Annotated in this window: 9 protein-coding genes; 8 read left to right on the plus strand and 1 reads right to left on the minus strand. The window is 69.3% G+C overall.

Annotated features, from left to right (window positions below; all coding sequences use genetic code 11):
• Positions 1 to 197: hypothetical protein (locus A9O63_RS07310; RefSeq protein WP_141703052.1), on the plus strand; the 197-nt coding region annotated here is incomplete at its 5' end.
• A 73-nt stretch (positions 198 to 270) separates the two neighbouring features.
• Here the strand turns inward: A9O63_RS07310 and A9O63_RS07315 are convergent.
• Positions 271 to 630: a hypothetical protein gene (locus tag A9O63_RS07315; RefSeq protein ID WP_069331336.1), complete on the minus strand. Its 360-nt coding sequence runs from the start codon at positions 628 to 630 to the stop codon at positions 271 to 273.
• A 140-nt stretch (positions 631 to 770) separates the two neighbouring features.
• Here A9O63_RS07315 and A9O63_RS07320 point away from each other — a divergent pair, with 140 nt between their 5' ends.
• From A9O63_RS07320 to A9O63_RS07350, 7 genes are all read left to right on the plus strand, one after another.
• Positions 771 to 1,679 carry an NAD(P)/FAD-dependent oxidoreductase gene (locus tag A9O63_RS07320; protein WP_069331337.1) on the plus strand — a complete coding sequence of 303 codons (909 nt, stop codon included), beginning with the start codon at positions 771 to 773 and terminating at the stop codon, positions 1,677 to 1,679.
• A gap of 208 nt (positions 1,680 to 1,887) precedes the next feature.
• Positions 1,888 to 3,477 (plus strand): peptide ABC transporter substrate-binding protein, encoded by a 1,590-nt coding sequence (locus A9O63_RS07325; protein WP_069331338.1) that lies wholly within the window; start codon positions 1,888 to 1,890, stop codon positions 3,475 to 3,477.
• 55 nt (positions 3,478 to 3,532) lie between these two features.
• Positions 3,533 to 4,456: an ABC transporter permease subunit gene (locus tag A9O63_RS07330; RefSeq protein ID WP_002722145.1), complete on the plus strand. Its 924-nt coding sequence runs from the start codon at positions 3,533 to 3,535 to the stop codon at positions 4,454 to 4,456.
• On the plus strand, positions 4,449 to 5,588 hold the full coding sequence (locus A9O63_RS07335) for an ABC transporter permease (RefSeq protein ID WP_069331339.1): 1,140 nt from the start codon (positions 4,449 to 4,451) through the stop codon (positions 5,586 to 5,588). The genes A9O63_RS07330 and A9O63_RS07335 overlap by 8 nt, the downstream gene beginning before the upstream one ends.
• Before the next feature lies 1 nt (position 5,589).
• On the plus strand, positions 5,590 to 7,209 hold the full coding sequence (locus A9O63_RS07340; protein WP_069331340.1) for an ABC transporter ATP-binding protein: 1,620 nt from the start codon (positions 5,590 to 5,592) through the stop codon (positions 7,207 to 7,209).
• Positions 7,210 to 7,234: 25 nt separating this feature from the next.
• A complete protein-coding gene (locus tag A9O63_RS07345) occupies positions 7,235 to 7,414 on the plus strand; it encodes a hypothetical protein (RefSeq protein WP_069331341.1) in 180 nt (59 codons plus the stop codon).
• 78 nt (positions 7,415 to 7,492) lie between these two features.
• A partial coding sequence (locus A9O63_RS07350) for a heavy metal translocating P-type ATPase (RefSeq protein WP_069331342.1) occupies positions 7,493 to 8,767 on the plus strand: 1,275 nt, incomplete at its 3' end.

Genomic DNA, 8,767 nt, shown 5'->3' on the forward strand with positions numbered 1-8,767 from the left:
ACCGCCCCGCCAAGGCCGGCGGCTTCAAGGCGCGCGAGGACCGTCCGGCGAAACTCAGGGCCGAAGGCGCGGCCGAGCGGCCCGCCCGCGCGGGCTTCAAGAAGGACTTCGGCAAGAAGGACGCCCCGCGCAAGCCGCGCGCCGAAGCGTCCGACACGAGCCGCCGCTTCACGCCGCCGAAGAAGCCGCGCAGCTGACGCAAGGGCCTCGCCCCCGCAGAGCCGCCGCCCCCCGGGCCGGCGGCTCTTTTCCTGGTAACGGCGCCCGGCCCTATCCCCAGAGGGGCGCGGCGAGGTGGATGCCCACCGACACGCGCGGGCCCGTCCGCTCGACGAGGGCAAAGCTCTCGCAGCCATTGTCGAGCAGCGCCGCCAGCATCCGCACCGGCAGGGCCGACAGCTGCGCCACCGCGCGCCCGGCCTCGTCGAGGAGCAGCACCGCCCCCGAGGCGAACGGGCGCTGCGGATCGCGCTCGAGCCTGAGGATCGCGCCCTCGGCGGGCGGATCGGACGCCTCGAGCGGCGCCGCCTCGCAGGCCATCACCCGCACCGCGCCTGCCAGCCTCTCGTCCGCGCGATCCTGACCCCCCGCCCGCGGGCGGTCCTGCAACGGATCGTCGGTCGCGATCATCCGGCTGTCTCCTGCTGTGTCGCAGGGTCAACGTGTAAAAGCGACATCGTTCCATGCAAGATGAAAATTTTGCGTCGGAACGCCGGACGGCCGCGGCTGTTGCGCGAAGATCCCGCAGAGACCGTCAACGGAGGCCGCCAATGTTCGACTGCATCATCGTGGGCGCGGGGCCCGCCGGTCTGACCGCCGCCATCTTCCTCACGCGCTTCCGCCGGAGCGTGCTCCTCCTCGACGGCGGGCAGAGCCGCGCCTCGCTGATCCCGCGGTCGCACAACCATCCGGCCTTCCCCGAGGGCATCCGCGGCGCCGAACTGCTGTCGCGGATGCGCGGCCAGCTCGGCCGGCTGGGGATCGAGCCCGTGCCCCTCTCCGCGAAGGCCGTCCGCCGGTTGCCCGGCGGGGAGTGGGACGTGGAAACCGAGGAGCGGGTGCTGCGGGCGCGTCACCTCATCCTCGCAACGGGCGTCCGGGACCGGCTGCCCGACCTGCCCGATGTGGTGAGCCATGTGCGGGCGGGCCTGATCCGGCAATGTCCGATCTGCGATGCCTTCGAGGTGATCGACCGCACGATCGCCGTGCTGGGGCACGCGGAATGCGCGGCGAGCGAGGCCCTGTTCCTGCGCGGCTACAGCGAGCGGGTCACATTGGTGCCGCTCGGGCACGAGCTGCCGCCGGTCTGGCTCCGGAGCCTCGCGGAGGCAGGCGTGCGGGTCGAGCCGCGCCCCGTCCGGCGGATCCTGCCCGAGCCGGGGCGCGGCGTGACGCTGGGCTACCCGGACGGCCATGAAGAGCGGTTCGACGCGGTCTATGCCGGGCTCGGCGTCGAGCCGCAGACCGATCTTGCGGAGAGCATCGGCCTCTCGCTTCTGCCGGACGGGCGAATCGGCACCGATGCCCATCAACGCACGGACGTGCCCGGCCTCTGGGCGGCGGGCGATGTGGTGACCGGGCTGAACCAGATCGCCGTGGCCATGGCGCAGGCAGAGATCGCCGCAACGGATCTGCACAACCACCTGAGGTTGCAGGAAGGACGCACCCTGTCGCAGTGACAACCGGCGCGCCGTGAGGCTTCTTCTCTCTCAGAGACTTTCGCAGAGGCCGCCGCACGCGCGGAACCGCAGCGCAAACCGCGTGTTCCGCCTGCAACCGGCAAGAAATCGCTCATGAGCCGGTGCCGTCGCGGCACACGGGCTTCCGGCTGCGGCGAAACGTGCGGAAGGATTTGTGCAACCAGAACGACAACAGGAGGATCCTTTCATGACACTCTTCTCGCTCCGAGCCGGCGCCTGCGCGCTGGCTTTGATGGCCGGCACGGCGGGCATGGCCGCGGCGCAGGTGACCATCGTCCGCGGCAACGACACGGACCCTGCGACGCTCGACCATCACCTGACCTCGACCGTCGCCGAGAGCCGGATCATGAACGACCTCTACGAGGGGCTCGTGGTGCAGGACGCGCAGGCGAAGGTCGTGCCCGGCGTGGCCGAAAGCTGGGAGATCTCGGAGGACGGTCTCACCTACACCTTCAAGCTCCGCGACGATGCGAAATGGTCGAACGGGGATCCCGTCGTGGCCGAGGACTTCGTCTTTGCCCTGCGGCGCATCATGACGCCGGCGACGGCGGCGATCTATGCCAACATCCTCTACCCGATCGCCAATGCCGAGGCCGTCGCCACCGGCGGGAAGCAGCCCGAAGAGCTGGGCGTCGAGGCGGTGGACGAGCACACCCTGAAGTTCACCCTGAACGCGCCCACGCCCTATTTCCTCGAGCTCCTGACGCACCAATCCTCGCTGCCGATGCACCGGGCGACGGTCGAGGCGGAAGGGTCGAACTTCACCAAGCCCGGCGTGATGGTCACGAACGGCGCCTACAAGCTGGTCAGCTTCGCGCCCAACGACCGCATCGTGATGGAGAAGAACGAGCATTTCCACGATGCGGCGAATGTGGCCATCGACCGCGTGGAATGGGTGCCCTTCGAGGACCGCTCGGCCTGTCTGCGCCGGTTCGAGGCGGACGAGGTGCAGATGTGCACGGACGTTCCGGCCGAGCAGATGGCCTACATGCGCGAGAACCTGAAGGACGAGCTGCATGTGGCGCCCTACCTCGGCACCTACTATCTGCCGGTGAAGGGCGCCGACGGCAGCCCGCTGAAGGACAAGCGGGTGCGGCAGGCGATCTCGATGGTGCTGGATCGTGACTTCATCGCCGAGGAGGTCTGGCAGGAGACCATGCTGCCCGGCTATTCGATGGTGCCTCCGGGCATCTCGAACTATGTCGAGACCCCGCCCGCGCTCGACTATGCCGACGAGGATCTGCTCGACCGCGAGGACAAGGCAAAGGCGCTGCTCGAGGAAGCCGGCGTGGCGGAGGGCAGCCTCACGGTGCAGCTCTCCTACAACTCGTCCGAGAACCACCGGAACACGATGACGGCCATCGCCGACATGCTGAAGAACATCGGCATCAACGCGACGCTGAACGAGATGGAAGGCACGAACTACTTCAACTACCTGAAGGAAGGCGGCGCCTTCGACATCGTGCGCGCGGGCTGGATCGGCGACTATTCCGACCCGCAGAACTTCCTGTTCCTGTTCGAGGGCGGCGTGCCCTTCAACTATCCGCGCTGGGAGAATGCCGATTACGACGCGCTGATGGACAAGGCCGCCGTCACGCAGGATCTCGGACAGCGCGCGCAGATCATGGCCGATGCCGAGACGATCCTGCTCGACGAGGTGCCGGCGATCCCGCTGCTGACCTACTCCTCGCGGGCGCTCGTGTCGGGCAAGGTGCAGGGCTACGAGGACAACCTGCCCGACGTCCACCTCACCCGCTGGCTCTCGCTCGCCGAGTAACCTGTTCCGGGGCGCGGGTCGCGTGACCCGCGTCCCCCCTGCGAGGGCTTTTTCCATGCTTCGCTACACGCTGCGACGGCTCGCCTCGGCCGTCCCGACCGTCTTCATCATCGTCACCCTCACCTTCTTCATGATCCGCCTCGCGCCCGGCGGCCCGTTCGACCTCGAGCGGCCGCTCGATCCGCTCATCATGGAGAACCTCAAGCGGGCCTATAACCTCGACGGGTCGCTCTGGTCGCAATATCTGACCTACATGGGCAACCTGATGCAGGGCGACCTCGGCCCCTCGTTCACGAAGCGCGATTTCACCGTGAACGATCTCTTCGCCTCCGGCCTGCCGATCTCGATGCTGCTGGGCGGCCTTGCCATCTCGCTCGCGGTGCTGATCGGCACGATTCTCGGCGCCATCGCGGCGCTGAGGCAGAATTCCTGGCTCGACTATACGATCGTGGGGCTCGCGACCTTCGGCATCACGACGCCGAACTTCGTGGTGGCCCCGCTGCTGAGCCTCTTCTTCGGGGTGATCCTGCGCTGGCTGCCCGCGGGCGGCTGGTCCTCCTCCGATCCCGCCTATTGGGTGCTGCCGGTGGTGACGCTCGCCCTGCCGCAGGTGGCGGTGATCGCGCGCCTCGTGCGCGGCGCGACCATCGAGGCCCTGCGCTCGAACCATGTCCGCACCGCCCGCGCCTATGGCCTGCCCGCCCGGACGGTGGTGGTGAAGCACGCGCTGCGCGCGGCCATGCTGCCGGCGGTCAGCTACCTCGGCCCCACCGCCGCGGGTCTCCTGACCGGCTCGGTCGTGGTCGAGACGATCTTCGGCCTGCCGGGGATCGGGCGCTATTTCGTGCAGGGCGCGCTCGGACGCGACTACACGCTCGTGATGGGGACCGTGGTGGTCATCGCCCTCTTCATCCTGCTCTTCAACCTGATCGTGGACCTGCTCTACACGCTCCTCGACCCGCGGGTGCGCTATGACTGAGATGCCCATTCCCACACCGGGTACGCCCTCGCCCCAGCCGGAAGCCATCGTCGGCCGCTCGCTCTGGCAGGATGCTTGGATCCGGCTGCGCAGGAACCGCGCCGCGGTCGCCTCGGCGCTGGTGCTGGCCTTCCTCGGCCTCGTCGGCATCTTCGGCCCGATGCTCTCGCCGCACGATTACACGCGCGTCTATCCGCAATTCGTCCGCGCTCCGGCCAGCCTCGAGCCCTATCCGCGGGCCGACGTGGTGATCCCGAACTTCGAGCGCACCATGGCCCGCGCCCGGATCGAAGGCACACCCGTGCTGGAGAACGGCACCGTCTCCGTCCAGATCCGGGACGAGGAGCCCATCGACGACCGCATCCTGCGCTACTTCCAGCGCTCCGACCTCTTCATCAATCCGCGGCTCGATCTTGCGCCCGACGGGTTGAGCGGCACGCTCTCGGCCGATGTGGAGCAGCTCTATTTCCTCTTCGGCACCGATGCCGTGGGACGGGATCTCATGTCGCGCATCTTCATCGGCGTCCGGATCTCGCTGGCCATCGGGCTTCTGGCCTCGGCCATGGCGCTCCTGCTGGGCGTCACCTACGGGGCGATCTCGGGCTATCTCGGCGGGCGGGGGGACAATGTGATGATGCGGATCGTGGACGTGCTCTATTCGCTGCCGTTCATCTTCTTCGTGATCCTGCTCGTGGTCTTCTTCGGGCGAAACCTCGTCATCATCTTCATCGCCATCGGCGCGACCGAATGGCTCGACATGGCGCGGATCGTGCGCGGCCAGACGCTCAGCCTCAAGCGGCAGGAGTTCGTGCAGGCGGCCGAGGCGCTCGGCGCCACGCGCGCGGGCATCCTCATGCGCCATGTGGTGCCGAACACGCTCGGGCCGGTGATCGTCTTCGTGACGCTTCTCGTGCCCAAGGCCATCCTGCTGGAAAGCCTGCTCTCGTTCCTGGGCCTTGGCGTGCAGGAGCCGCTGACCTCGCTCGGCCTCCTGATCTCGGAAGGGGCCGCCAACATGCGCGGCGCGCCGTGGCTCCTGATCTGGCCCGCCCTCACGCTGACCGCGATCCTGTTCGCGCTGAACTTCCTCGGCGACGGATTGCGCGACAGCCTCGACCCGAAGGACCGCTGAGATGGAGCCCGTTCTCGATGTGAAGGGCCTTCGGGTCACCTTCCAGACCAATGACGGCGAGGTTCAGGCCGTGCGCGGCATCGACCTCTCGGTGATGCCCGGCGAGACCGTGGCCATCGTGGGCGAATCCGGCTCGGGCAAGAGCCAGACCACCATGGCGCTCATGGGGCTTCTGGCGCAGAACGGCCGCGCCACCGGCTCGGCCCGCTACCGGGGCCGCGAGCTGATCGGCCTGTCCGAGCGCGAGCTGAACAAGGTGCGCGGCGACAAGATCACCATGATCTTCCAGGAGCCGATGACCTCGCTCGACCCGCTCTACCGGATCGGCGACCAGCTGGCCGAGCCGCTGCGCTTCCACCGCGGGCTCTCGAAACGCGAGGCGCGGCCCCGGATCGTGGAGCTTTTGCGCCTCGTGGGCATTCCCGAGCCCGAGCGGCGGATCGACAGCTACCCGCACGAACTGTCGGGCGGGCAGCGCCAGCGGGTGATGATCGCCATGGCGCTCGCCTGCGATCCCGACATCCTGATCGCCGACGAGCCCACCACCGCGCTCGACGTGACGATCCAGGCGCAGATCCTGACCCTTCTGGCCGATCTGCAGAAGCGGCTCGGCATGGCGATCCTCTTCATCACCCACGACCTCGGCATCGTGCAGCGCTTCGCCGACCGGGTCTATGTGATGCAGGCCGGCGAGGTGGTCGAGACCGGCGAGACCGGCGCGCTGTTCGAGGCACCGTCGCATCCCTACACGCGGATGCTGCTCGATGCAGAGCCCGAGGGGACGAAGGCGCCGCCGCCCGGGACGGCGCCGGTGCTGATGGAGGGGCGCAACGTCGAGGTGGTCTTCTCGAGCGGCGGTGGCCTCTTCGAGGCGCCGAACAGGCTGCGCGCCGTGGACCGCGTCTCGGTCCGGCTCCGGCAGGGCCAGACGATCGGGGTGGTGGGCGAGTCCGGCTCGGGCAAGTCCACCCTCGGGCGGGCTCTCCTGCGGCTCCTGCCCTCGGAGGGTCTGGTGACCTTCGAGGGCCGCGAGCTTGCCCGCGACGCGGCCGAGATGCGGCCCCTGCGACGCCGGATGCAGCTCGTCTTCCAGGATCCGTTCGGCTCGCTCTCGCCGCGGATGACCGTGGGCCGGATCATCACCGAAGGCCTCAAGATCCACGAGCCGGACCTCTCCACCCGCGAGCGCGACCGCCGCGCGGGCGAGGCGCTGGCCGAGGTGGGCCTCAGCCCCGCCATGCGCAACCGCTACCCGCACGAATTCTCGGGCGGACAGCGCCAGCGCATCGCCATCGCCCGGTCGATGATCCTGAAGCCCAGGGTGATCGTTCTGGACGAGCCCACCTCGGCCCTCGATAGGTCGGTGCAGAAGCAGATCGTGGAGCTGTTGCGCGACCTGCAGGCGCGGCACGGGCTCTCCTACCTCTTCATCAGCCACGACCTCGCCGTGGTCCGGGCGCTGTCGGATTACATCGTGGTGATGAAGGAGGGCCGCATCGTCGAGGAGGGCCAGACCGCCGACATCTTCGACCGCCCGCAGGAGGCCTACACCCGCACGCTCATGGCCGCCGCGCTCGAGACGCGGCGCTTTCGCGAGGAGGCGGAACGGACCGGCGTCTGAGCGGTTCCGCATGGAGGAGGATGCCATGACGGATGACAGCAAATCGCCGCCGCACGACCGCAGGCGACAGGACAATCTGGTGGACCAGCGCCAGCAGCAGATCGACCCGGCCGGCAAGCACCGCGAGGATCCGGGCGAGGCCGGGCCTCACCGCTCGCAGAAGCAGCCGGGACAGACCCCGGAAGACCCTCAGGACAAACCCTGAGACGCAGGGGGCGAGGCAACTTGACGCGCCGCGCCCCCTGCGAGTCGTTCGCGCGCGACAGAGGCCGGACGATGGGCGATGTCCGTGGCAGCCACAGAGCCACGGATGAGCCCGATGACCGACGACCGCGCCCCCCTGATCCTGACAGGCCTTACCCTCGTCGGAATGTGCGCAGCGGCCGTCGTGCGCTGGGGGATCGGAACGACAGAAGCGCCCTGGCCCACCGTCGAGGCCGGGGCATTGCTCCTCGTCTTCCTCGCGGGCGGGGTGCCGGCGGCCATCCGCGCGCTCAGGGCCCTCTGGCAGGAACACGAGCTCGACATCGACCTCCTGATGGTCATCGCGGCCCTCGCCGCGGCGGCCGTGGGCGCCGCCATGGAAGGAGCGGTGCTGCTCACCCTCTTCAGCTTTTCCACTACGCTCGAGCATCGCGCCATGGGCCGCGCCCGCCGGGCCATCGAGGCGCTGATGGAACTCCGCCCCGACCGGACGCTGCGGCGCACGCAGGCGGGCACCGAGGAGGTCGCGGTCGGGGATCTGCGTCCGGGCGATGTCGTCGTGCTCCGCCCCGGCGCGCGGGTTCCGGTGGACGGGATCGTGGTCGAGGGCGAGGGCTCCATCGACGAATCCACCATCACCGGCGAATCCGTCCCCGTGGCCAAGAGCCGCGGCGCCGCCGTCTTCGAGGCGACGGTGAACCTCCACGGCGTTCTCGAGGTCGAGGTGCGCCGCCCGCTGGCGGAAAGCACCGTCGCGCGGATGATCGCGCTCGTCACCGAAGCCCAGGCGGCGCGCGCGCCCTCCGAACGCTTCTCCGAATGGTTCGGCCAGCGCTACACGGTGGCGGTGCTGGCGGGCTCGATCCTGGCGCTCCTGGGCTTCCTCTGGGCGGGCCGCGCCTGGGACGACGCGCTCTACCGCGCCGCGACCCTCCTCGTGGCCGCAAGCCCCTGCGCCATCGTGATCTCGGTCCCCGCGGCGATCCTGTCCGCCCTCTCGGCGGCGGCCCGGGGCGGCGTCCTCTTCAAGGGCGGGGCCGCGCTCGAGACGCTGGCGCGGGTGGAGAGCTTCGCCTTCGACAAGACCGGCACCCTCACCACCGGCCGGCAGGAGGTGGTGGAGATCGCCTGCGACGGAGACCGCGATGCCTTCCTCACCCGCCTCGCGGGGCTCGAGGCCCATTCCGAACATCCGATCGCCGATGCGATCCGCCGCGCGGCCGAGGCGCGGGGCCTGCAACCCTTCCCCGTGCGCGAGGCGCGGGCGGTGCCCGGCGAAGGCATGGTGGGGGTGGATGACGAGGGCATGATCTGGGCCGGCAACGCCCGGCTCGCGGCGCGGATGGGCGCGCGC

The sequence above is a fragment of the Cereibacter johrii genome, assembly GCF_001720585.1.
GTDB classification, from domain to species: domain Bacteria; phylum Pseudomonadota; class Alphaproteobacteria; order Rhodobacterales; family Rhodobacteraceae; genus Cereibacter_A; species Cereibacter_A johrii.